The sequence below is a fragment of the Streptomyces sp. NPDC028305 genome (assembly GCF_055569495.1).
In genome coordinates this window covers 862262-884961 of record NZ_JBVHTN010000006.1, presented here as the reverse complement: position 1 = coordinate 884961, position 22700 = coordinate 862262, and the positions used below count along the sequence as shown (strand labels likewise).

Sequence of the window (22700 nt, the reverse complement as noted above, 5' to 3'; positions counted from 1 at the left end):
GGTGCGCTCGTTCGAGGTGCGGCATGGACGGGTAGGGGGAACTCGCGCGGGGGCTCGGGGAGCGCGCGCCACGGCCCCCCGTGAGCGAGTGCTGTCCTTGCTCGCAGGTAGATTCGAAGGAGGTGCCCCCGCCGACGGCGGGGGACAGGTGGTGCGTTCCAGGCAGATCGGACGCACCCCGACCGACGACAGCAGGAGTGATTCGGGTGGATCGTGTCGCGCTGCGCGGCCTGAAGGCCCGCGGGCATCACGGGGTTTTCCCCCATGAGCGCGAGGAGGGCCAGACCTTCGTCGTGGACCTGGTGCTCGCCCTGGACACCCGGCCCGCCGCGGCCACCGACGACCTGACCAGGACCGTCCACTACGGCGAGGTGGCCGAAGAGGTCGTGGCGGTGGTGGAGGGGGAGCCGGTCGCCCTGATCGAGACCCTCGCCGACCGGATCGCCGAGCGGTGCCTCAAGCACGAGCTGGTTCAGGAGGTCGAGGTCGTGGTGCACAAGCCGGAGGCCCCGATCACCGTGCCCTTCGACGACGTGACCATCACCATCACCCGGAGCCGTCCATGATGAGCAGCAGCGACCCGACCGTGCAGCCCGTACCGGCCTCCGTCGTGGAGCGGGTGGACGCGGCCGATGTGACGTTGTCGAACCCCAAATGGGCGGTGATCGGGCTCGGCAGCAATCTGGGCAACCGCCTGGAGACCCTCCAGGGCGCGATCGACGCGCTGGAGGACACCCCGGGCCTGCGGGTCAAGGCGGTCTCCCCGGTGTACGAGACCGAGCCGTGGGGCGTGGACCCCGGCGCCCAGCCGTCGTATTTCAACGCGGTGGTGCTGATCAAGACCACGCTGCCGCCCTCCTCGCTGCTGGAGCGGGGACACGCCATCGAGGAGGCCTTCGAGCGGGTGCGCGACGAGCGCTGGGGTCCCCGGACGCTGGACGTGGACATCGTCACGTACCAGGACGTGATCTCCGACGACCCGGTGCTCACCCTGCCGCACCCCCGCGCCCACGAGCGCGCCTTTGTGCTCGTCCCCTGGCACGATGTGGACCCGGCGGCCGAGGTCCCGGGGCTCGGGGCGGTCTCGGGGCTGCTGGCCCAGGTGGGCCGGGAGGGCGTACAGCCGCGGGCGGACCTGGAACTGCGGCTCCCCGAATAGACGTTGATCCCGTAGATTCCGGCGCGATGGCGTACGACGTCGCGTCCACGTACGACTTGAGGGGCGACCGCTCGGTGAGGCAACTTCGGATCAGGGTCCTGGTCGGGCTGTTCGCCGCGGCCGGCGTGGTGTCATGGGCGGGCTCCCGGCTCTGGGACACGCTGGGTTCGCTGCCGAGCGTGCCGGTGGCCGCGCCGATCGTGCTGGCCCTGATCGCGGTCGTGCTGACCGCGACCGCCCTGTCCCTGCGGTCGCGGCTGCGCGCCCAGCGCGAGCGCCGGCCCGGCGCCAAGGGCGTCGACCCGCTGGTGGCCGCCCGGGCGTTGGTCTTCGGCCAGGCGAGCGCGCTGGTGGCGGCGCTGGTCTCGGGGATGTACGGCGGCGTCGGGGTCTTTCTCCTGATGGAGCAGTTCGACGTGCCCGCCCGCAAGGACCAGGCGATCTACGCGGGCGCCTCGGTGCTGGCGGGGGCGGCCGTGGTGGCCGCCGCGTTCTTCCTGGAGCGGGTCTGCAAGCTGCCCGAGGACGACGACACCGGAAACGGCCCGGGCGCGGCCGCCCGGGCCTGAGCCGCGCCCCAGGGCGCCGGCTGGGCCTAGCGCGCCATGATGAGACTCATCGCCTCGGCGCGGGTGGCCGGGTCGCGCAGCTGGCCGCGCACGGCCGAGGTGAGCGTCTTGGCGCCCGGCTTGCGCACCCCGCGCATGGTCATGCACATGTGCTCGCACTCCACCACCACGATCACTCCGCGCGGCTCCAGAATCCGCATCAGCGAGTCGGCGATCTGTGTGGTCAGCCGCTCCTGGACCTGCGGGCGGCGGGCGAAGACATCGACGAGCCGGGCCAGCTTGGACAGCCCGGTGATCTTGCCGTCGTTGGACGGGATATAGCCGACGTGGGCGACGCCGACGAAGGGCACCAGGTGGTGCTCGCAGGAGGACATCACCTCGATGTCCTTCACCAGCACCATCTCGTCATGGCCCAGGTCGAAGGTCGTGGTCAGGACCTCCTCGGGCTTCTGCCACAGCCCGGCGAATATCTCCCGGTACGCGCGGGCGACCCGCCCCGGCGTCTCCCGCAGCCCCTCCCGGTCCGGGTCCTCGCCGACGGCGATGAGCAACTCACGGACCGCCTGCTCGGCGCGCTTCTCGTCGAAGACGCCGACGGGGCCCTGGCCGTCCAGCGAAATGGGGTCGGTCATGGAGCTGCCTCGTTCCTCATGCGCACGGAAAACCAGAAAACCAGGAACCTGGAACCTGAAAAACGGCGGATGCCGCGCCCCCCAGGCTAAAACCTGGGGAACGCGGCATACATTCCGGGCCGGTATGGACCGATGAGGCCCACTCCGGGCCGCCGGGGCCGGGGCCCCGGGCGGCCGGGAGGATCAGCTCTCGGGTCCGGCCTCTTCCGGGCGCTCCGCACTGTCCTCGGGGGCGGTGGCCTTCGCGAGGCCGGCCGCCGCCGGGGGCTGGGTGCCATTGGCCGGGGCGAGCTCCCGAGGGGAGAGCACCGGCGGCCGGGTGGAGGGCGTACGCCGCGAGGAGCCGGTCCAGGCCGGGCGGGCCGGGCGCTTGACGATCGGGGCGAAGATCTCGGCGATCTGCTCCTTGTTGAGCGTCTCCTTCTCCAGCAGCGCCAGGACCAGGTTGTCCAGGACGTCGCGGTTCTCGACGAGGATCTCCCACGCCTCGTTGTGCGCGGCCTCGATGAGCTTCTTGACCTCCTCGTCGACCAGCGCGGCGACCTCTTCGGAGTAGTCGCGCTGGTGAGCCATCTCACGGCCCAGGAACGGCTCGGAGTTGTCGGAGCCGAACTTGATCGCGCCGAGCCGCTCGGTCATGCCGTACTGCGTGACCATCGCGCGGGCCGTGGCCGTCGCCTTCTCGATGTCGTTGGACGCGCCCGTGGTCGGGTCGTGGAAGACGAGCTCCTCAGCGGCGCGGCCGCCCATCATGTAGGCGAGCTGGTCGAGCATCTCGTTGCGCGTGGTCGAGTACTTGTCCTCGTCCGGCAGGACCATGGTGTAACCCAGGGCCCGGCCGCGGGAGAGGATGGTGACCTTGTGCACCGGGTCGCTGTTCGGAGAAGCCGCCGCGACCAGGGCGTGACCGCCCTCGTGGTACGCGGTGATCTTCTTCTCCTTCTCGCTCATGATCCGGGTCCGCTTCTGCGGGCCGGCCACGACGCGGTCGATCGCCTCGTCCAGGAAGTGGTTGTCGATCAGCTTCTTGTCGCTGCGGGCCGTCAGCAGAGCGGCCTCGTTCAGCACATTGGACAGATCGGCACCGGTGAACCCGGGGGTGCGGCGGGCGACGGCGGAGAGGTCGACGTCCGGCGCGACCGGCTTGCCCTTCTGGTGAACCTTGAGGATCTCCAGACGGCCCTGCATGTCCGGACGGTCGACGGCGATCTGCCGGTCGAAGCGGCCCGGGCGCAGCAGCGCCGGGTCCAGGATGTCGGGCCGGTTGGTGGCGGCGATCAGGATGACGCCGCCCTTCACATCGAAGCCGTCCATCTCGACCAGCAGCTGGTTCAGTGTCTGCTCGCGCTCGTCGTGACCGCCGCCCATGCCGGCGCCGCGATGGCGGCCGACGGCGTCGATCTCGTCGACGAAGACGATCGCCGGGGCGTTGGCCTTGGCCTGCTCGAACAGGTCGCGGACGCGGGAAGCACCCACACCCACGAACATCTCGACGAAGTCGGAGCCGGAGATCGAGTAGAAGGGGACACCCGCCTCGCCCGCGACGGCGCGCGCGAGCAGTGTCTTGCCGGTGCCGGGCGGGCCGTACAGCAGCACGCCCTTGGGGATCTTGGCACCCACGGCCTGGAACTTCGCCGGCTCCTGGAGGAACTCCTTGATCTCATGGAGCTCCTCGACCGCCTCGTCCGCCCCGGCCACGTCCGCGAACGTCGTCTTCGGGGTGTCCTTGGTGATCAGCTTGGCCTTCGACTTGCCGAAGTTCATCACCCGGGAGCCGCCGCCCTGCATCTGATTCATCAGGAACAGGAAGACCACGACGATCAGCACGAACGGGAGCAGCGACAGCAGAATCCCGACGAACGGGTTCTGCTTCGAGGTCGAGACGTTGTAACCGTCCGGGATCCCGCCCTGCTTCTGGGCATTGGCCTGCAAGGTCCGGGCGATGTCGAGGCCCTGGTCACCGATGTAGGTGGCCTGGAGCTTGCTGCTGCCCGAGATCTTGGCGACGTTGTCCTTGAGCTCGATCTTGATCTTGTGCTCGTCGCCGGTCGTCAGCTCGGCGGACTGGACCTGGTTCCTGTTGATCGCCTTGACGACCTGGCTGGTGTCCACCGACTTGTAGCCGCCGGACGAGCCGACGACCTGCATCAACACGACCACGGCGAGGACGGCCAGCACGATCCACATGACCGGCCCACGGAAGTAGCGCTTCACGTCCATCCATACGGGGCGATTCCGCCCCGTCCCTCCTGCCACAGTGAGGCACGGCAGCCCTGGAGGGGCGGCCTGTGCGTGCGGTGTATTGCGGTGTATTTGCGGTGTATGAGCTGTGTAATCCTCAGTCTCAAAAAAGACTGACCTTCGGACGGTACCCCAGCATTGTCACCCGACGCCGCCGTGGACTGTTAACAAATCCGCCTTCCCCTGCTCCAACGGCGGGAAACCGCGCCAGGTTCCCAGAGGCCCCGGAAGGGGTCATCCGCCGTAGACGTGCGGGGCGAGCGTGCCGACGAAGGGCAGGTTGCGGTACTTCTCGGCGTAGTCCAGGCCATAGCCGACGACGAACTCGTTGGGGATGTCGAATCCGACCCATTTCACATCGATGGCGACCTTGGCCGCCTCCGGCTTGCGCAGCAGCGTGCACACGTTCAGTGAGGCGGGCTCGCGCGAGCCCAGGTTCGACAGCAGCCAGGACAGCGTCAGACCGGAGTCGATGATGTCCTCGACGATCAGGACGTGCTTGCCCTTGATGTCGGTGTCCAGGTCCTTGAGGATGCGGACCACGCCGGAGGACTGGGTGCCCGCGCCGTACGAGGACACGGCCATCCAGTCCATGGTGACCGGGGTGGACAGGGCGCGTGCCAGGTCCGCCATCACCATCACCGCGCCCTTGAGGACTCCGATGATGAGCAGGTCCTTACCCGCGTATTCCGCGTCGATCTTCGCGGCCAGTTCGGCCAGCTTCGCGTTGATCTCTTCCTCGGTGATGAGGACCGACTTCAGGTCGGTGCCCATGTCCTTGTCGTCCACCCGCGCCACTCTCGTTAGGGTTACCGGCTTCACTGGCTGGGCGCGTCAGCCCTGCCGGATGACCAGTCTGCCACCCTCCCGGCGGACCTCCACGCGGCCGGGGAGGTTGAGGGCCCGCTGACCGCGCCAACCGGTGATCAGGCGGTCCACCTCTTCGATGTGGCGGGCGAAGAGCGAACCGGCGGGGGCGCCCGCGGCGATCGCGGCGCGGCGCAGCACCCGGCGGCGGACGGCGGGGGGCAGCGCGTGCAGCCCGACGGCGTCGAGCTCGACGGCGTCCGGCTCGGCGGCATCGGGGCGCGCGGCATCGGGGCGGGCGGCAGCGGGCTGTGCGACACCGGGCTGAGCGGGGCCGGGGCGGGCGGCCTCGGCCCGTACGGCGGCCCGCACATCGGTGCGCACCTCCGCCTCCGCCCGGGCCGCCCAGGCGTCGAGGGCGTCGGCGTCGTCGCGCGAGAGCTGGGCGGTGCGGGCGAGCGCCTCGACGACGCCCTTGCCGAGGGCCTTCTCCAGGACGGGCAGCGCCTCATGGCGGACCCGGGAGCGGGTGTAGGCCGGGTCCACGTTGTGCGGGTCGTCCCATACGGGCAGCGACTGGGCCAGGCACGCCCGGCGCGCGGTCTGCCGGTCGAGCCGCAGGAAGGGGCGGCGGTAGCGGCCGCCGGCGCCGGAGACCTGGGCCATGCCGGACAGCGAGCGGATGCCGGAGCCGCGGGCCAGCCCCAGCAGGACCGTCTCGGCCTGGTCGTCGCGGGTGTGGCCGAGCAGCACGGCGACCGCGCCGTGGCGCTCGGCGGCGGCGTCGAGGGCGGCGTAGCGCGCGTCACGGGCGGCGGCCTCGGGGCCGCCTTCCCGGCCGACGGACACGGCGACGGACTCGACCGGCTCCAGGCCGAGCAGGCGCAGCCGCTCGGCGACCTCGGCGGCGCGCACATCGGAGCCGGTCTGGAGGCCGTGGTCGACGGTGACCCCTCCGGCGCGCACCCCGAGCTTGGGGGCTTCGAAGGCAAGGGCGGAGGCGAGCGCCATGGAGTCGGCGCCGCCGGAGCAGGCGACGAGCACCAGTGGCACGGCGCCGGCGGCGAAGGCCGGGGCGGGGGCGGGCTGCGAGGTCGGCGAGGTCGGGAAGTCGACGAGTACGTCGTGGAGGACGCGGCGGACCGCCAGGCGTATCGCGGCGACCGCTGGATGGGGACCCATGTCCGTTTCCCATCTGTCGTTCGAGGGGGTGCCTCGGGGCCGTTACGAGGATGTCGTCACGCTGAGTACGTCGATGGTGACAGAAGCGAGCTGTTCCCCGAGCATCGCACGCCTACCCGTCGCTCACGGTCCCTCGGACGAGTGATTTCGGATGAGTGATCAAGCGAATGATCAAAGGGTGCGTTCGCCCGTCGCCGCGGGTGCTCCGTCCCCTTTTCCCGTCGCCTTCCCGTTTCTTTCACGGGCCGTTCTTTCCCGCACCGTCCCGGCGCGGGACTACAGCTCCGTTCTGCGGTGCACGCGCGCGACCCAGTCCTCGGGTTTGCTGATCTCCGCCTTGGTCGGAAGGGTGTTCGGGGAGGTCCAGACGCGGTTGAAGCCGTCCATCCCGACCTGGTCCACGACGGCCCGCACGAACCGCTCCCCGTCCCGGTACTGCCGCAGCTTGGCGTCGAGCCCCAGCAGCTTGCGCAGCGCCTGGTCCAGTCGGCCCGCGCCGCTGGCCCGGCGCTTCTGGAACTTCTCGCGGATCTCCGCGACGGACGGCACGACCTCGGGCCCCACGCCGTCCATCACATAGTCCGCGTGCCCCTCCAGCAGCGACATCACGGCGGTCAGCCGGGCGAGGATCTCCCGCTGGGCCGGGGTCTGCACCAGCTCGATGATGCTGGGCGTGCTGCCGTCCCGGTCGCCGTCCGCCTCCGGCCGGCCGCCGCCCAGCGACTGGACCGCCTCGCGGAACCGCTCCAGGAGGGTGGCCGGGTCCACCTCGGTCTCGCCGAGGAAGGCCTGGATCTCGGACTCGATGTGGTCCCGCAGCCAGGGCACCGCGGTGAACTGCGTGCGGTGCGTCTCCTCGTGCAGACACACCCACAGCCGGAAGTCGTGCGGGGCCACGTCCAGCTCACGCTCGACATGCACCACGTTGGGCGCCACCAGCAGCAGCCGCCCGCCGCCCGAGGAGGCGGGCAGGTCGCGGCTCGGCGGCGCGAAGGTCTCGTACTGGCCGAGCACCCGGGAGGCCAGGAAGGACAACAGCATCCCCAGCTCGACCCCGGTCACCTTGCCGCCGACCGCGCCGAGCACGGCCCCGCCCGGCAGCCCCCCGCGCCGCTCCTGCACCTTGCCCAGCAGCGGCTTGAGCACCTCGCGGAAGCCCGCCACATTGGCCTTGATCCAGCCCGCCCGGTCCACGACGAGAACCGGGGTGTCCGAGCCCGGTCCGCCCGCCGGGGCCATCCGGGTGAACGCCCGGACGTGCTCCTCCGACGACTTGGCGTACCGGCGCAACTCCGCGACCACGGCGCGCGCCTCGTCGCGGCTCACGTCGGGGCCCGGCCGCACCAGCCGGGTCGCGGTCGCGACCGCGAGGTTCCAGTCGACCATCTCCGCACCACCGATGCTCGTCATGGCTTCACGGTACGTGGCGCGCGGTCCATCCGGGAGGCGACGAGGGCATCAGCGGCAGCCGCAGTTCGCGAGTGCGGACGCCATGCGGTCCAGCGCGCGCTGTGCCCCCTGGGGGTCGGTGGTTCCGTTCGTCATGAACGCGAAGACCAGAAGGCGGCCGTCCGCGTCGACGACGGCGCCCGCGAGCGTGTTGACGCCCGTCAGGGTCCCGGTCTTCGCGCGGACCACGCCCCGGCCCACCGCGTCCTGTGCGTAGCGGCCGCGCAGCGTGCCGGTGAAGCCGGCCACGGGCAGGCCGGTGAGGACCGGGCGCAGTTCGGGGTGGTCGGGGTCGGCGGCGCGCACCAGGACCTGGGCGAGCAGGGCCGCTGACACGTGGTCGGCGCGGTCCAGGCCGCTGCCGTCGGCGATCCGGGCGCCGGACAGCGGCAGCCGGAGCTTGTTCAGCCGGGCCATGACGGCCCGCCCCGCGCCGTCGAAGCTGGCGGGTTCACCGGCGGCGACGGCGGTCTGCCGGGCGAGGGCCTCGGCGATGTCGTTGTCGCTGTTGGTCAGCGCCCGCTCGACCAGGGCGGACAGCGGCTGGGAGCGTACGGTCGCGAGCGGCCGCACCCCCTTCCCGTCCTTCCCGTCCTTCGCGGCCTTGACGGACCTCGGCTCGCCCTTCACGGCGATCCCGCGGTCGCGCAGCATCGTGGCGAACTCCTCCGCCGCGTCGGCGGCGGGGTCGTGGGAGCGGGGGGCCGGGCCGTGGTCGCTGTCGTCCAGGCGGCCCTCGTCGACCATGAGCGGGGTGACCGGCGAGATGTTCTCGTTGGGGCCGATCGGATGCAGGACGGGCCCGGAGTAGAGGGACGTGTCGTAGCCGAGCCGGACACTGTCGGTGCCGCTCTTCTTGAGCGCGGATGCCGTCTTGTCGGCCAGCTTGCGCAGGCTGGCCGGGGCGTCGGGGCCCTTGGCGGGGCGGGCGGTGAGGGTGGGGTCGCCGCCGCCGACCAGCACGATGCGGTCCTTGTCCTTGCCCTTCCCACCGCCCTCGGGGACGACGACGGTGGTCTTGATGCGGTGGTCGGGCCCGAGGGCGGAGAGCGCCGCGATGCCGGTCGCCAGCTTGATGATCGAGGCGGGCACGGCCTTGGCGTCCGCCCGCGCCCCGTACACCTGCCGCCCGGTCGCCGCGTCCACGACGGACACCGAACCCGTACGGCCCAGCGCGCCGTCGGCGCCGTTTTCGTCCAAGAGCGGCTCCAGCGCGTCGGCCAGGCCCGCCTGGGTGGGCGCCGGGACCGCGTCGTCGCCGCTGTCCGGGGAGGGCGCGACGGCGGCCGTGCCCAGGGGGGCCAGCACCGGCGCGGCGCCGGGCGCCGACCGCGCGTCGTCGCCGCCGTGACGCTCGCCACCTGTGCCCGGACTCCCGGCGGCGCGGGCCCGCTCGGCCTTACGCTGCCCGTTGTCCCACGGCCCGGCCGCGAGCACCGAAGCGACCGCCACCACCAGGCCGACAAAGGCGGAGACAGCCGACAGTCGCCACGTACGCCGCTGCTCCACCGTGGCGCTCCGCCACCGGCCCGTGGCGTTCTGCCACTGGCTCTGCCACCACCTGACCTGCCACGATCTGGCTTCAGGCACGTCGGACCAGCCCCTTTCGCCACCACACACCTGCGTGGGGGACACTTAATCACCAGACGTATGTGTTGATCATGGAGGAGCCACCCGTGGAGTTCGACGTCACCATCGAGATCCCGAAGGGTTCGCGCAACAAGTACGAGGTGGACCACGAGACGGGGCGCATTCGTCTCGACCGTCGACTCTTCACTTCGACCAGCTACCCGGCTGATTACGGCTTTGTGGAGAACACCCTCGGCGAGGACGGCGACCCGCTGGACGCGCTGGTCATTCTGGACGAGCCGACCTTCCCCGGCTGTCTGATCAAGTGCCGTGCGATCGGCATGTTCCGGATGACGGACGAGGCGGGCGGCGACGACAAGCTGCTGTGCGTGCCCGCGTCGGACCCGCGTGTCGAGCACCTGCGTGACATTCACCACGTTTCGGAGTTCGACCGCCTGGAGATCCAGCATTTCTTCGAGGTCTACAAGGACCTTGAGCCGGGCAAGTCGGTGGAGGGGGCCAACTGGGTGGGCCGCGCCGAGGCCGAGGCCGAGGTCGAGGCCTCCGTCAAGCGCCTGGAGGCGGCGGGCGGCGCGCACTGAGCGTGCTCGTGACCGCGCTTTGATGAGCTGAGCTTTGACGGAGGGCGGGCCGGGTTTTCCGGCCCGCCCTTTGTGCTGTCCTGTGCTGTGTGGGGGGCCTGTGTGTGGGCTTGTGGCGGCCTCAGAAGCCGCGGGTGCGCTTGGCGGCGCGGCGGCCCGCGGGCTCGGTCTCGGGCCGCGGGGCCTTCAGGAACAGGCGCGCGGCCTCGTTGCCCAGGTTCACCCCGATGGCGATGGCCAGGGCCAGCGCCGCCGCCTGGGTCAGATGGGCGATGCCCCGGTCCAGATTGCCCTGGGCGAGCGCGAGCAGGCCGAAGTACGTGGCGCTACCGGGCAGCAGCGGCCCGATGGCCGCCGTGACGTACGGCAGCGCGGACGCGTAGCGGTAGCGGGACAGCAGCTGGCCGAAGAGGCCGACCAGCCCGGCCGCGACGGTCGTGGCGGCCACCGCCGGGACGTTCGCGGTGTTGTGCAGCGCCCCGTACACGACCCAGGCCACCCCGCCGTTGAGGGTCGCGAACAGCACGGTGTGACGTTCCTGCTGGAGCAGGATGGAGAAGGTCAGCGCGAGCAGCATCGCCGCGACGATCTGCGTCACCGGCCGGTCGACCTGCCGCAGCGCCGCCTCCGGGTTGAGCTTCGCGTTCAGCTGGAGCCCCCCGTAGAGCACGGTCAGCACGCCGCACACGATCCCGACGATCAGATAGCCGACCTCCAGGAGCCGGGCCGCGGCGGTGATGTAGTAGCCGGTCAGCCCGTCCTGGACGCCCGCCACCAGCGCCCGCCCCGGGATCAGCGCGAACAGCCCGCCGGTGATCACCGCGGAGGCCTGGAGCCCCACCCCGGCCAGGCTGAGCGCGACGCCCATCGCGGCGGGCGGCATCGCCGCGGCCACGAACTGGTAGAACTCCGGCAGCCCGCGCCCCGAGGCCAGCCAGGCCAGCCGGTCGCCGAGCATCGCCCCGACCGCCGCCGCGAAGAAGACCGGCCAGTCGCCGCCGACCAGCATGCTCGCCGCGCCGGCCAGCGCGCCGCCCGCCACGGTGAGCGCCCACCCGGGGTAGGGGTGGCGGTTGCGGCGTATCTCGGCGAGGCGGCGGTAGGCCTCCTCCAGAGTGAAGTCCTCGCCGGAGGTGATGTCGTCGACCAGGCGGAAGACGGCGGACAGCCGGGTGTAGTCGGTGCCCCGGCGGCGTACGGTCCGGCTGGCGGTGACCGGGTCGTCGACGAGCGAGGGCTGGTAGCTGACCGAGAGCAGGGTGAAGGTGACGGTCGGCTCGCAGCGGTCGAGCCCGTACGCGTGCGCCACGCCGAACATCGCCGCCTCGACGTCCTCGGCCCCCTCGCCACCCGCGAGCAGCAGCTCGCCGATGCGCAGGATCAGGTCCAGCACGCGCGGCACCGCGGGCCCCGCCTCGTCCTGCCGCTCCTGGCGCTCGGGGGCCGGGCGCTCGCTGAGCGGCATGCGCAGCATGGTGCGCATGCGGTCCTGCCAGGGGCCTTCCTTGGCGAGCTGGACGACAGGGATGCCGCCCGGCGGGGTGAACGCCGGGAGGTTCGCGCCCTGGCCGCCCTGCGGGCCCGTCCTGACCCCGGCGGGCGGTACGAAGGCCGAGCCCTCGGAGTCGGTGGCGGGTTCGGCGGTCAGCCCCTCGGGGACGGCGAACTCGGAGGTGGGGTGGTCGTCCTCGGGCGGGGGCGGCAGCGGCACCCCGAGCGGCGGGGTGAAGGCGCTGTGCGCCTCGTCCGACTGCGGCTTGCGGCTTCCCGCCGCCTCCGCTTCCGGCACGCTCACACCGCGCTGCCCGCGCTGTCGTTCGGACCCCACGTCTCCTCGCTCCTCACCCGCCTCTGTGCCAGATGTACCCCGGCCACCATGCACCATGGCGGCCACCGTGCCCATTGTGCGGGTCGGTGGCCGCCATCCGAAGGTGGGGGCTGTGGGAGCTGTGGGGGCTGGAGCCGCTGGGCGTCAGCGCTTGGCGTGACGGCCGCGCGGCATCGGGCCCGAGGGCTGCTGCGCCTGGTAGCGCGCCTCGGGGCCCGCGTCCGGCGCGCCCGGACCCGCCACGGGGCCCTGGGCGCCCGCGGGCTCCGCCGGGCCGGAGGCGGCCTCCTTCTTGGCCTTGCCGCGGGCGCGGAGGAACTCGATGATGATCGGGATCACCGACAGCAGCACGATGGCGATCAGCATCATCTCGATGTGCTCGTGGACGAAGGCGACCTTGCCCAGCGCGGCCCCGAGCACGGTGACTCCCACGCCCCACGCGACGCCGCCGATGATGTTGAAGATGATGAAGGAGCGGTAGTTCATCCGGCTCACGCCCGCGATGATCGGCGTGAACGTGCGCACGATGGGCACGAAGCGGGCCAGGATCAGCGACTTGGGCCCGTGCTTCTCGAAGAACTCATGGGCCTTCTCCACGTTCTCCTGCTTGAAGAGCTTGGAGTCCGGGCGGCGGAAGAGCGAGGGGCCGACCTTCCGGCCGAAGAGATAGCCGACCTGGTCACCGATGATCGCCGCGGCGGCGACACCGACGCAGACCACCCACAGATCCTGCTTGATCACATCCGTGGTGACCAGCAGACCCGTGGTGAACAGCAGCGAGTCGCCCGGCAGGAAGAAGCCGATGAGCAGGCCGGACTCCGCGAATACGATCGCCAGGACGCCGAGCAGGCCGAAGGTTTCGATGAGGTAGTCGGGGTCCAGCCAGCTGGGGCCGAGCGCGAGAGTGGTCACGGGTGACAGGCTCCTGGGTCGAGGGGTGCAGGCTCGTGCGAGGCCCGGCCGCAGGGTTGGGGCGGACAGGTGGGGTCTTCACAGTGTGCCGCCCAAAGTTATCAACGCCATGTGCGTGCCCTCGGTTCCCGCTGTCCGTACGCCCGGGGCGACCCGGGCGTACGGCCGCGGCCTAGCCGTGACGGGCGGCGTTCGCCGCGATGGCCGCGCGCAGGTGCTCGGCCGCCCCGGGCCGGACCGAGTCGTAGAACTCCCGGAACCGCTCGTCGGTCACATACATCTCGCCGAGCCCCAGGTGGGCCTCGAAGGTGCACTCGTAGAACCACGTGGAGATATGGCGCCGGTGCTCCTCCGCCATGTCCATCGCCCGCTCGCCGGAGGCCGGCTCCCCCTCCTCCATGAGGGCGGCGAACCGGGCGGTCCAGTCGGCGACCTCGGCCTGCATCCGCTGCCAGTCCTCCTTGGTGTACTCGGCGGCGCGCCGCTGGCTCTCGGCGTAGGCCTCGGTGCCGCCCCAGCGCCGCTCGGCCTCCTCCGCGTACTGTTCGGGGTCCTTGCCCCCGAAGACCTCGAACTTCTCCTCGGGCGTGAGGTTGATGCCCATCTTCCGTGCCTCCATGGCGTGTTCGACGGCGGCGGCCATCTTCCGGAGCCTTTCGATCCGCTCGGTCAGCACGGCGTGCTGACGCCGCAGATGCTGCTGCGGGTCGGTGTCCGGGTCGTCCAGCAGGACCGCCACCTCGTCGAGCGGGAAGCCGAGCTCCCGGTAGAACAGGATTTGCTGCAACCGGTCGAGGTCGGCGTCGTCGTAGCGCCGGTGCCCGGCCCGGCTGCGGGCGCTCGGGCGCAGCAGCCCGATCTCGTCGTAGTGGTGCAGGGCGCGCACCGTGACCCCGGCGAAACCCGCCACCTGTCCCACGGAGTAGCTCATGGCCGTCCGCTCCTTCCTGGTACGCGCTCCACGGTGTGCCCTCACGTCGCGTGAGGTGCAAGTCCGGATCCCGGAAACCCGCTGGGATGCTTCCGGGGGCGGCTGGCATCCTGCCTGCTGTGCTGGGAATAACAGATCTTTCGACGTATCTGGCGGGTCTCGCCCTGATCATCCTGCTGCCGGGGCCGAACTCGCTCTATGTGGTCTCCGTCGCCGCCCGCAGCGGCACGCGGACCGGCTACCGGGCCGCGCTGGGCGTGGTGTGCGGGGACACGGTACTGATGGTGCTGTCGGCGGGCGGGGTGGCCTCGCTGCTCCAGGCGAGCCCGACGCTCTTCGCCGTCGTGAAGTACACGGGAGCGGGCTATCTGAGCTGGCTGGCGCTGGGCATGCTGCGCGGGGCGTGGCGGCTGTGGCGCGACCGGGGCTCGCGCGGGGCCGGCGGCTCCGCCGGCCCGGCGGCCGTGCCAGGGGCCGCGGATGACGGGGCGCGGGCAGTGGAGCGGCCGTACCGCAAGGCGCTGGTGATCAGCCTGCTGAACCCGAAGGCGATTCTGTTCTTCATCTCCTTCTTCGTTCAGTTCGTGGACCCGGAGTACGCCCACCCGGAGCTGTCCTTCCTGGTGCTGGGCGCCTGGGGACAGCTGTTCAGCCTCACGTATCTGTCGGTGCTGATCTTCAGTGGCGCGCATCTGGCGGCGGCCTTCCGGCGGCGGAAGCGGCTGACCGCCGGGATGTCGGCGGCGGCGGGCGCGGCGTTCCTGGGGTTCGCGGTGAAGCTGTCGCTGAGCAGCGCGGGGTAGCGAAACGAAGGGCGGCGAGGGGCTACGGCGGCGGGAGGGGTGCGGCGCGGGAACGGGTCATCAGCCGCATTCGCCCGTATTGTCGCGAAGGTCAGCCGACGGCTCTCATGACCGAGGGGAGAGTGCGCGGCCCATGGCACTCCACAAGGGCAGGCACGACACGCGGTACGAGAGCGGGCAGCGACGGCCCGCTGTCGCGGTCAACCCCTTCTACGGGGCGGCCGACCCGGTCGGCGGCATGGTCGACGAGGTGCCGCGCAACCGGCTGCCCGACGGCCCCATGCCCCCCGCCACCGCCTACAAGCTGGTGCACGACGAGCTGATGCTGGACGTCAACGCCCGGCTCAACCTCGCCACCTTCGTCACGACCTGGATGGAGCCACAGGCCGACCAGGTGCTGTTCGAGTGCCGCGACAAGAACATGATCGACAAGGATGAGTACCCGCGCACCGCCGAGCTGGAGCGGCGCTGCGTCGCGATGCTGGCCCATCTGTGGCACGCCCCCGACCCGGACTCCGTCATCGGCTGTTCCACCACCGGTTCGAGCGAGGCGTGCATGCTCGCCGGGCTGGCCCTCAAGCGCCGCTGGACCAAACGCAACCCGGTGCGCTATCCGGCGGTGGCCCGGCCCAACCTGGTCATGGGGATCAATGTCCAGGTGTGCTGGGAGAAGTTCTGCAACTTCTGGGAAGTCGAGATGCGCCAAGTGCCCATGGAGGGCGACCGGTTCCACCTCGACCCCCAGGCGGCCGCGGACCTGTGCGACGAGAACACCATCGGCGTCGTCACCGTCCTCGGGTCCACGTTCGACGGCTCGTACGAACCCGTCGCGGAGGTCTGCGCGGCGCTGGACGATCTGCGGGGGCGCACCGGGCTGGACATCCCGGTCCATGTGGACGGCGCCTCGGGCGCGATGGTGGCCCCCTTCCTCGACCCGGACCTGGAATGGGACTTCCGGCTGCCCAGGGTCGCCTCCATCAACACCTCAGGACACAAGTACGGCCTGGTCTACCCCGGCGTGGGATGGGCGCTGTGGCGCACCATGGAGGACCTCCCCGAGGAGCTGGTCTTCCGGGTCAACTACCTGGGCGGCGAGATGCCGACGTTCGGGCTGACCTTCTCCCGGCCCGGCTCCCAGGTGGCCGCCCAGTACTACACGTTTCTGCGGCTGGGGCGGGACGGCTACCGCGCGGTGCAGCAGACCACGCGGGAGGTGGCCTGCTCGCTCGCGGAGCGGATCGAGGCGCTGGGCGACTTCCGGCTGCTGACACGCGGGGACGAGCTGCCGGTCTTCGCCTTCACCACGGCCGAGGGCGTGGAGAACTTCGATGTGTTCGACGTGTCGCGGCGGCTGCGCGAGCACAACTGGCTGGTGCCCGCCTACACCTTCCCGCCGAACCGGCAGGACCTGGCCGTGCTGCGGATGGTGTGCCGCAACGGCTTCTCGATGGACCTCTCGGACCTCTTCCTGGACGACCTGCGGACGCTGCTGCCCGAACTGCGGCGCCAGCCGCGGCCCCTGGGCCGCCCCGAGACCGTGGCCACCGCCTTCCACCACTGAGCGGCGCGGCCGTTCAGGCGAGAGCGGCCGTACGTCCGAGAGCAGCCGCCGTCAGGCCGTACGCGCCGCGGCCTGGAGTATCTCGGCCCTGCGCCGGACCGCCTCCAGGGCGCCGGGCCTGCGGCCGGGCACCCGACCGCGCAGCGATATCAGGAAGGGGGCGAGGGCGCCGGCCCTGACCGGGTCCTGGACGAACTGCCACTGGTGGTGGGCCCGGTCCACGGCCCCTTCGACGTCCGGGTGGTCGGCGGCCTCGCCGTTGCCCAGCCGGGCGTCGGCCACCGCCATCCACAGCTCGCAGGCGCGGGCCGGGTCGCCGGCGAGGCGCGCCAGGTCGGCCCGTACCTCCAGCCAGTGGAGGGCCGCGCCCGAGTGCGGACCGGCGGAGCGGAGGGCCTCCTGCTCCCAGGCCGCCGCCATGGAGGCGGCCTCGCTGTGCCGCCCGGCGTACGCGGCCTCGAAGATCGCGGCGTGCGGATCGGACGCGGGCGCGGGCGGCGGGGGCTGCTCCGGCCCGGTGGGCGCCGGCCACGGCGCTGGCGGGGGCGGGAGGGTGGCGAGGGGTGCGGGCGGCAGCAGCTCCAGCGGGCGGTCCTGCCGGCGATCCTGCGCGCGGGGCAGTGGAACGGCCGCCTCCGCCGCCTCCGCCTCCGGGCCGTCCGCAACGCGCGTCACCCCGCCTGCCGAAGCGGGTGCCGGGGTCGGGTGCGGGGCGCCCGCGGCGGCGACGGCGGACCCGTCGAACAGCAGCTCCGCGCCGCCTCCGAGACCCGCCTCGGCGACGGCCCGCTCGTGCAGCAGCGCCAACGGCGTGTCCTCGGCCGCGCCCCGCAAGGCCGCGGCGAACGCCCGGCTGTAGAGCGGCGCGGCGGTCCGCCGCTTGGGCGGAGCGGGGGCGATGGCGCCGTAGAGCGTCAGCCCGGCCGCCATCAGCCGCCCGGCCAGAACGGGGTCGGACGACAGCCGCGGCCACGCCGTCTCGTCCGCCACCAGGTCGACGAGCACTGTGGTGCTGCCCGGCGGCCGCGGCGCGAGCTCGGCGGCCAGCCAGTGCCACGGCAGCGCGGTGTAGCGGGCGGTCCTCGGCGTCGTACGGGCCAGCGCGAAGTGCGGCAGCCGCTGCTTGGTGTCGAAGGTGAGCTGGCCCGCCAGATAGATCAGCACCGGCCCGCCGTGGGCGGCCGCGGTCCGCAGATGCGTCAGCACGGTCTGCGGGTCGGCCGGGTCCACCAGTTGTACGACGCTCGCCCCGCCCGCGGTCCCCAGTAACGCGGCGGGCGGTACGGCCGCGAGTTGGTGCAGCGCCCCGGCCGCGTCCATCAGCCGCTGTCGGCCACCCGGGGCGGCGGCGACGAGCAGGGCGTAACCGACCCCGCCCGTCGCCCTCGCGCCCGTGTCCCCCCTGTCGTTCACCATGCAAGCACCGTATCCGGTACCACCCACGACGGGTGATGGTGTGGCTCACGCGGCTTTCGGGCGTGTCTGGAATCGTTTCAGCGGCTGAGGCTCTGATAACGGCCCAAAGCCAATGGGAAGAAGACCGCGAGCAGCGCCAGCGGCCGGCTGACCGCCAGCAGTTGGGCGTGACTCTTGCGAATTAGTCAAACTTGATTAGTCGGCGTTCTGCTCTGTTTCGGCGCCGTCCTCGCCAGGCGCGGGCGCACTCGGGCTCTCCGTGCTCGGCACGCTGTCCATCAGCACATTCACCGAGCGCTTCCCCTCACCGGCCATCACATACGCCCCGCCCTCGAGCCGCTCGATCAGCCCGCGCGTCCACTGCGCCCCGCTGTCGGCCGAGTGCACCCAGAACCGCATGATCTCGCCGATATGGCCCCAGGCGTCGGGCGTGGCCTCGTCCGGCATCCAGTGCGCGGTGACCTCGGCCCGCCACTCCTCCAGCGCCGCCACCCGCTCCTTCAGCAGGGAGATCGCCTCGGCACGCGGAAGGTCGACGATGAAGCCGACCCCGGCCGTCAGCTCGTCGATCTTCTGGTCATGGCGCACCAGCGCCTCACGGAGGAGCTGGAAATACTCCTCCTCCCCCGCTTCGGTCAGCTCGTACTCGGTGCGCGGCGGGCCGCCGACCGTGCTCGGCGCGACATCGTGAGCGACCATCAGGCCCTGCTTGGCCATCTGTTTGAGCGCGTGATAGATCGATCCGGGCTTGGCGTTGGACCACTCGTGGGCGCCCCAGAACTCCAGGTCGTTACGGACCTGGTAGCCGTGGGCCCGCCCATGCTGGCGCACCGCCCCCAGCACCAGCAGCCGGATCGCTGACATCGCCCGCTTCTCTCCCTCCCGGCCCCTCTGGGGCCCGCCGCTGTCCAGGCTAGACGCCCCTCCCCCGGGTACTACGCCCGGAGGAAGGCCAGGACCGCGAGGACGCGGCGGTGGGTGTCCTCGCCGGGCGGCAGGTCGAGCTTGCCCAGGATGTTGCCGATGTGCTTGCCCACCGCCGCCTCCGAGACCACCAGCTCGCGCGCGATGGCCGCGTTGGACTTCCCCTCCGCCACCAGCGCCAGCACCTCCCGCTCCCGCGAGGTGAGCCGCTCCAGGGGGTCGCGCCGACGGCGGAACAGCTGGCGGACCACCTCCGGGTCGACGACCGTGCCGCCGCCCGCCACCCGGCGCAGCGCGTCCATGAACTCCTCGACCTGCCCGACCCGGTCCTTGAGCAGATAGCCCACCGCCGTGCCGTCGCCGGAGTCCAGCAGCTCGGTCGCGTAGGTCCGCTGCACATACTGGCTCAGCACCAGGACCGGCAGCCCCGGCCGCTCCTTGCGCAGGGCGACCGCCGCCCGCAGCCCCTCGTCGCTCTGCCCCGGCGGCATCCGCACATCGGTGACCACGAGGTCCGGGGAGAACTCGCCGACCGCCGCCCGCAGCGCGGGGGCGTCGCCGACGGCCGCGACGACCTCGTGTCCGAACCGGGCCAGCAGCCCCACCAGGCCCTCGCGCAGCAGCACGCTGTCCTCCGCCAGGACTAGCCGAAGGCTCATGTGTTTCCTTTGGGATCCGTGGTGATGCGTCATTTATCGGCGTCGTGTCGTGTGTCCGGTACCGGTGTCGGTGTCGTATGTGAGTGTGAGGATCGAATGCGTGACCTTTCTCGAGGTGTGTCGTTGATCGGATGACAGCGCCACGGGCGGGAAGGGGGGCTGGTGAGTCGGAGATTGCCGCTGGGTGGGGGCGAGATGGCCCGTACTGCCTGTGCCCGTGGTCTGTTGCGTGCGGGTGTGGTGGAGAAGACGGGTGAGGTGTTGTCGGCCGCTGTGCTGGCGGAGCGGGTGGACTGGGCGGCTGGTCTGGTGTCCGGCATGGCTGCCTCGCTGCTGGACACGCACTGGAATGCCGCCGATGTGGACCAGCTGGCCTCGGACTGGAACGCCGCACCGCCCGCGAGCGTGAAGGTCAATGACCGTATCGTGCGCATGGCGCAGGAGCAGGCCGGGCGGACCCTGCGGTCGGCGAAGTGGCGGGCCGATCTCACCGTCGGAGTCATCGGGACCTGGCCCGCCGAGGCGGGTCGGCGTACCCCGGATGAGTGGGATGCCGTCCGCGAGGCCATCCCCGACGGCTGGCATCTGCCCTCCGGCGTGATCAGGTCCCGCACCCGGCAGATCGCCGACTTCGAGCGGCAGCACGGCCGGTTGCCGGCTGACGTGTTCGAGCTGGAGGCCGCACCCGGCGTTGCGCGGATGCTGCTGCTGTCGGCGTGCGATGGGCAGCAGGCGTCGATCGCACGCGGTGACGATCCGGGCCGGGCGCTGCTGCGGGTGCAGCTGCCCGTCCGCCGGGACCCGCGCTCCTACCGGGACTGGGCGTGGGTGGCGTGCCCCATCACGCTGCCGCCCACGGTCCCACCCGGCGCGGTGCTGCACCTGCCCACTCTCCGCGTCCACCAGGGCAGGGTGCTCGCCGATCTGGCCTACACGCACGCCGTGCCCAAGGCCCGGCGCACCGGGCACATCATCGCGCTGGGCGTGGACTGGGGCCTGAACACCCTGCTCAGCGCGGGCGCCATCCGGCTCCACAAGGACGGGCGCCTCATCGCCATCGGCACGGGCGGGATGTTCCGTGCTGCCGGTGTGCTGGCCAAACAGCACCGGCTGCGCCGCGAGTGCGAGCACCTGCACGCCAAGGCCGGCCACTACCAGCACCTCATCGCCGGACATGACACGCATCCGCTGACGGCCCGGCACCACGTGCTCACCGAAGGGGTCCGGCACGTCTCCGCCCGCCGCTCCAACCTCAACGACGCCCTGGCGTGGGCCGCGGCGCGCTGGACGGTCGACCAGGCCATCACCGTCGGCGCGAGCGTGATCTATGTCGAGGACCTCCGCTCCATGGAGGCGCGGGGCATGGGCCGCACCCTCAACACCCGCCTGTCCCAGCAGATCCGCGGGCAGATCGTGGAGCGGATACGGCACTTGGCCGCCGAGGCCGGTATCGCCGTCGTGACGGTCCCGGCCCGCAACACCTCCCGGCACTGCCCCCGCTGCCTCGTCCCACTGTGCCACCGCAAGGCCCCCGACCGGCCCACTACACCCGGCTGGAAGTGGGCCGTCTGCCCGAACCCCGGGTGCGGCTGGCAGGGCGACCGCGACATGGGGGCATGGCAGCGCATCGCCGCCCGCGGCCTGACCCACCAGACCAAGACCGTCACCGACCGCGCCAGCGACACCCTGGCCATCCGCAGCGTGACAGACAAGCTCGAAGCCCGAGCCGTGGTCACCCCCACGACCCCGACGACCGCCAAGACCCGCCGGAGGGACCGGTCCAAGACCGGACCCACCCGGCGCCAGACCACACGCCCCGCGCCCAGGCGACGCAGGGCACCCTCCCCCACCAGACCCCCGGGTCCGGCGGGCCAGCGTCCGGAGGGACACGCACCAACGGGCCGGATACGGCTGCTCCGCGCAGCCCACCGGCACCAGGGCGTGACGACGATCAGCACACCCTTCCCCAAGCTCTCGGCTTCGCTCGAGCAGGGGAGACCCCATCCCGGCCGACACCGGCCACAAGGGGCAGCACTGGGTGCAGGGTTCCACCTGCACGCCCACGCCACCCCGCCACGATGGGACATCCCACGGCCGGACACCATGTCCTGCATAGGATCCCTTAGTTGATCAGAGACGCTTCGATCGGCTCGCACGGTATCTCCACGCCCAGAATCGTCGGCCCGCCAGGCGGGCTGGAAAGTGTCAGTGTCCCATCGAGCGCGGCCACCCGGTCTGACAGCCCGGTCAGCCCGCTGCCCCCCGCGTCAACTCCAGCCCCGCCCCCGGAGCCGCCCCGCCGAAGGACCGCACCGCCCACCCCGTCGTCCACCACCGACACGAACAGCGCCCCTTCCCGCACCTCGGCCCCGACCTCCGCCAGCGCCGCGGCGCTGTGCTTGGCGACATTGGCCAGCGCCTCGCAGACCACGAAGTACGCGGCCTTCTCGACCGGTTCGGGCAGCCGCCCCAGCCCGGGGGCATGCACCAGAACGGGGATCGGCGAGCGGTCGGCCGCGTCCTCCAGCGCCGCCTCCAGGCCCCGGTCGGCCAGCACCTGGGGGTGTATTCCATGAATCAGCTCCCTCAGCTCCGCCAGCACCTTGCCCGCCTCGTCATGCGCCTTGGCGAGCTGGTCGGCCAGCGGCCCGGGCGGGGCGTCCAGCCGCGCCAGGCCCAGCGTCATGGTGAGCGCCACCAGACGCTGCTGGGCGCCGTCATGCAGATCCCGCTCTATTCGCCGGCGCTCCGCCTCGAAGGCGTGCACCAGCCGGGCCCGCGACCGGGCCACCTCCCCCAGCTCCTCGCGCAGCGGGTCGTCGGGGCCCGCGAGGAGCAGCCGGGCGAACGCGGCCCGCAGCCCGGCGAAGGTGCCCAGACAGTAGAGCGCCACCGGGAGCAGCATCGCCCCCGCGAGGGACCACGCGGCCGCCTCGTTATAGGAGGTGACGGACCAGTACTTGAGCACCTGGGCCTGGCCGCCGCCGTCCAGGGCCAGCAGTATCGGGGTGGCCATCATCGACAGGGGCGCCCCCAGCGCGCCCAGGAGGGCCATTGCGTCGGCCATCCACAGGCCGAACGCGAACAGCACTGCGTACGCCAGCTCGTACCAGGTCGCCCGCTCCTGATACCGCACGCGCGCCCACGCGAGGAGCCCCGGCTCGTCCGGAGGGCGGTGCGGGCTGCGGGCCGGTCTGTCGTCGACCAGCCGCAGCCGGCGGCGCTCGATCGCGCCGACCGGCACCCCGGCCAGCCCCAGCGCGGCCAGTACCCCCAGTCCGAGCACCAGGATCGTCAACACGCCGCCGACCAGCGCGAGGACGATGATGCCGAGCAGCGCGAGCAGCCCGACGGGCGCGCTGCTCATCAGATACAGCACCGCGCGCCAGGGCCAGGCGGAGCGCAGATAGCCGGGCTGATAGAGGGCCTGTCGGACATTTCGCGTGGACATACGAG

The 22700-nt window shown here is 71.7% G+C and carries 20 protein-coding genes; 7 read left to right on the top strand and 13 right to left on the bottom strand.

Annotated features, from left to right (window positions below):
- The first annotated feature begins 206 nt into the window (after positions 1-206).
- The 3 genes from folB (at position 207) to ACZ4WQ_RS29375 (ending at position 1728) form a co-directional block, all read left to right on the top strand.
- Positions 207-566 carry a dihydroneopterin aldolase gene (gene folB / locus ACZ4WQ_RS29385; RefSeq protein WP_398376631.1) on the top strand — a complete coding sequence of 120 codons (360 nt, stop codon included), beginning with the start codon at positions 207-209 and terminating at the stop codon, positions 564-566.
- Positions 566-1159 carry a 2-amino-4-hydroxy-6-hydroxymethyldihydropteridine diphosphokinase gene (gene folK, locus ACZ4WQ_RS29380; protein WP_311727228.1) on the top strand — a complete coding sequence of 198 codons (594 nt, stop codon included), beginning with the start codon at positions 566-568 and terminating at the stop codon, positions 1157-1159. Before folB ends, folK begins: the two co-directional genes overlap by 1 nt.
- A gap of 74 nt (positions 1160-1233) precedes the next feature.
- On the top strand, positions 1234-1728 hold the full coding sequence (locus ACZ4WQ_RS29375) for a DUF3180 domain-containing protein (protein ID WP_311727227.1): 495 nt from the start codon (positions 1234-1236) through the stop codon (positions 1726-1728).
- A 26-nt stretch (positions 1729-1754) separates the two neighbouring features.
- Here ACZ4WQ_RS29375 and folE read toward each other — a convergent pair whose 3' ends face one another.
- The 6 genes from folE to dacB all read right to left on the bottom strand — a co-directional run bounded on the left by folE (position 1755) and on the right by dacB (position 9629).
- On the bottom strand, positions 1755-2360 hold the full coding sequence (gene folE / locus ACZ4WQ_RS29370) for a GTP cyclohydrolase I FolE (protein ID WP_311727143.1): 606 nt from the start codon (positions 2358-2360) through the stop codon (positions 1755-1757).
- A 183-nt stretch (positions 2361-2543) separates the two neighbouring features.
- Positions 2544-4580: an ATP-dependent zinc metalloprotease FtsH gene (gene ftsH / locus ACZ4WQ_RS29365; RefSeq protein WP_311727142.1), complete on the bottom strand. Its 2037-nt coding sequence runs from the start codon at positions 4578-4580 to the stop codon at positions 2544-2546.
- A gap of 255 nt (positions 4581-4835) precedes the next feature.
- A complete protein-coding gene (gene hpt / locus ACZ4WQ_RS29360) occupies positions 4836-5375 on the bottom strand; it encodes a hypoxanthine phosphoribosyltransferase (protein ID WP_311727226.1) in 540 nt (179 codons plus the stop codon).
- 60 nt (positions 5376-5435) lie between these two features.
- Positions 5436-6590: a tRNA lysidine(34) synthetase TilS gene (gene tilS / locus ACZ4WQ_RS29355; protein ID WP_398376629.1), complete on the bottom strand. Its 1155-nt coding sequence runs from the start codon at positions 6588-6590 to the stop codon at positions 5436-5438.
- A 276-nt stretch (positions 6591-6866) separates the two neighbouring features.
- The gene (locus ACZ4WQ_RS29350; RefSeq protein ID WP_311727140.1) at positions 6867-8000 is read right to left on the bottom strand and encodes a zinc-dependent metalloprotease; all 1134 of its coding nucleotides are present in this window, start codon (positions 7998-8000) and stop codon (positions 6867-6869) included.
- A gap of 48 nt (positions 8001-8048) precedes the next feature.
- The gene (gene dacB, locus ACZ4WQ_RS29345) at positions 8049-9629 is read right to left on the bottom strand and encodes a D-alanyl-D-alanine carboxypeptidase/D-alanyl-D-alanine endopeptidase (protein ID WP_468022553.1); all 1581 of its coding nucleotides are present in this window, start codon (positions 9627-9629) and stop codon (positions 8049-8051) included.
- An 86-nt stretch (positions 9630-9715) separates the two neighbouring features.
- Between dacB and ACZ4WQ_RS29340 the strand changes: the two genes are divergently transcribed.
- Positions 9716-10210, top strand: a complete 495-nt coding sequence (locus tag ACZ4WQ_RS29340) for an inorganic diphosphatase (RefSeq protein WP_014178498.1) — start codon at positions 9716-9718, stop codon at positions 10208-10210.
- Positions 10211-10331: 121 nt separating this feature from the next.
- Here ACZ4WQ_RS29340 and ACZ4WQ_RS29335 read toward each other — a convergent pair whose 3' ends face one another.
- The 3 genes from ACZ4WQ_RS29335 to ACZ4WQ_RS29325 form a co-directional block, all read right to left on the bottom strand.
- Entirely contained in the window at positions 10332-12038 is a 1707-nt protein-coding gene (locus ACZ4WQ_RS29335) for a threonine/serine exporter family protein (RefSeq protein WP_468022552.1), read from the bottom strand.
- Positions 12039-12182: 144 nt separating this feature from the next.
- Entirely contained in the window at positions 12183-12950 is a 768-nt protein-coding gene (locus ACZ4WQ_RS29330) for a DedA family protein (protein ID WP_311727138.1), read from the bottom strand.
- Positions 12951-13122: 172 nt separating this feature from the next.
- Complete coding sequence (locus ACZ4WQ_RS29325) at positions 13123-13881, bottom strand: MerR family transcriptional regulator (protein ID WP_468022551.1); 759 nt, start codon at positions 13879-13881, stop codon at positions 13123-13125.
- Between the two features lie 119 nt (positions 13882-14000).
- Between ACZ4WQ_RS29325 and leuE the strand changes: the two genes are divergently transcribed.
- Both leuE and ACZ4WQ_RS29315 read left to right on the top strand, forming a co-directional pair.
- Positions 14001-14684 carry a leucine efflux protein LeuE gene (leuE, locus tag ACZ4WQ_RS29320; protein WP_468022550.1) on the top strand — a complete coding sequence of 228 codons (684 nt, stop codon included), beginning with the start codon at positions 14001-14003 and terminating at the stop codon, positions 14682-14684.
- A gap of 133 nt (positions 14685-14817) precedes the next feature.
- Positions 14818-16245 (top strand): glutamate decarboxylase, encoded by a 1428-nt coding sequence (locus tag ACZ4WQ_RS29315; protein ID WP_311727134.1) that lies wholly within the window; start codon positions 14818-14820, stop codon positions 16243-16245.
- Positions 16246-16296: 51 nt separating this feature from the next.
- Here ACZ4WQ_RS29315 and ACZ4WQ_RS29310 read toward each other — a convergent pair whose 3' ends face one another.
- The 3 genes from ACZ4WQ_RS29310 to ACZ4WQ_RS29300 form a co-directional block, all read right to left on the bottom strand.
- A complete protein-coding gene (locus ACZ4WQ_RS29310; RefSeq protein WP_468022549.1) occupies positions 16297-17661 on the bottom strand; it encodes a hypothetical protein in 1365 nt (454 codons plus the stop codon).
- A gap of 195 nt (positions 17662-17856) precedes the next feature.
- The gene (locus tag ACZ4WQ_RS29305; RefSeq protein ID WP_311727132.1) at positions 17857-18525 is read right to left on the bottom strand and encodes a PadR family transcriptional regulator; all 669 of its coding nucleotides are present in this window, start codon (positions 18523-18525) and stop codon (positions 17857-17859) included.
- Positions 18526-18596: 71 nt separating this feature from the next.
- Positions 18597-19244, bottom strand: a complete 648-nt coding sequence (locus ACZ4WQ_RS29300; protein WP_311727131.1) for a response regulator transcription factor — start codon at positions 19242-19244, stop codon at positions 18597-18599.
- Positions 19245-19481: 237 nt separating this feature from the next.
- Between ACZ4WQ_RS29300 and ACZ4WQ_RS29295 the strand changes: the two genes are divergently transcribed.
- Positions 19482-21374 (top strand): zinc ribbon domain-containing protein, encoded by a 1893-nt coding sequence (locus ACZ4WQ_RS29295; protein ID WP_468022548.1) that lies wholly within the window; start codon positions 19482-19484, stop codon positions 21372-21374.
- On the opposite strand, the gene ACZ4WQ_RS29290 is transcribed toward ACZ4WQ_RS29295, so the two are convergent.
- Positions 21367-22695, bottom strand: a complete 1329-nt coding sequence (locus ACZ4WQ_RS29290; RefSeq protein ID WP_361186779.1) for a sensor histidine kinase — start codon at positions 22693-22695, stop codon at positions 21367-21369. The genes ACZ4WQ_RS29295 and ACZ4WQ_RS29290 overlap by 8 nt on opposite strands.
- Positions 22696-22700: the final 5 nt, after the last annotated feature.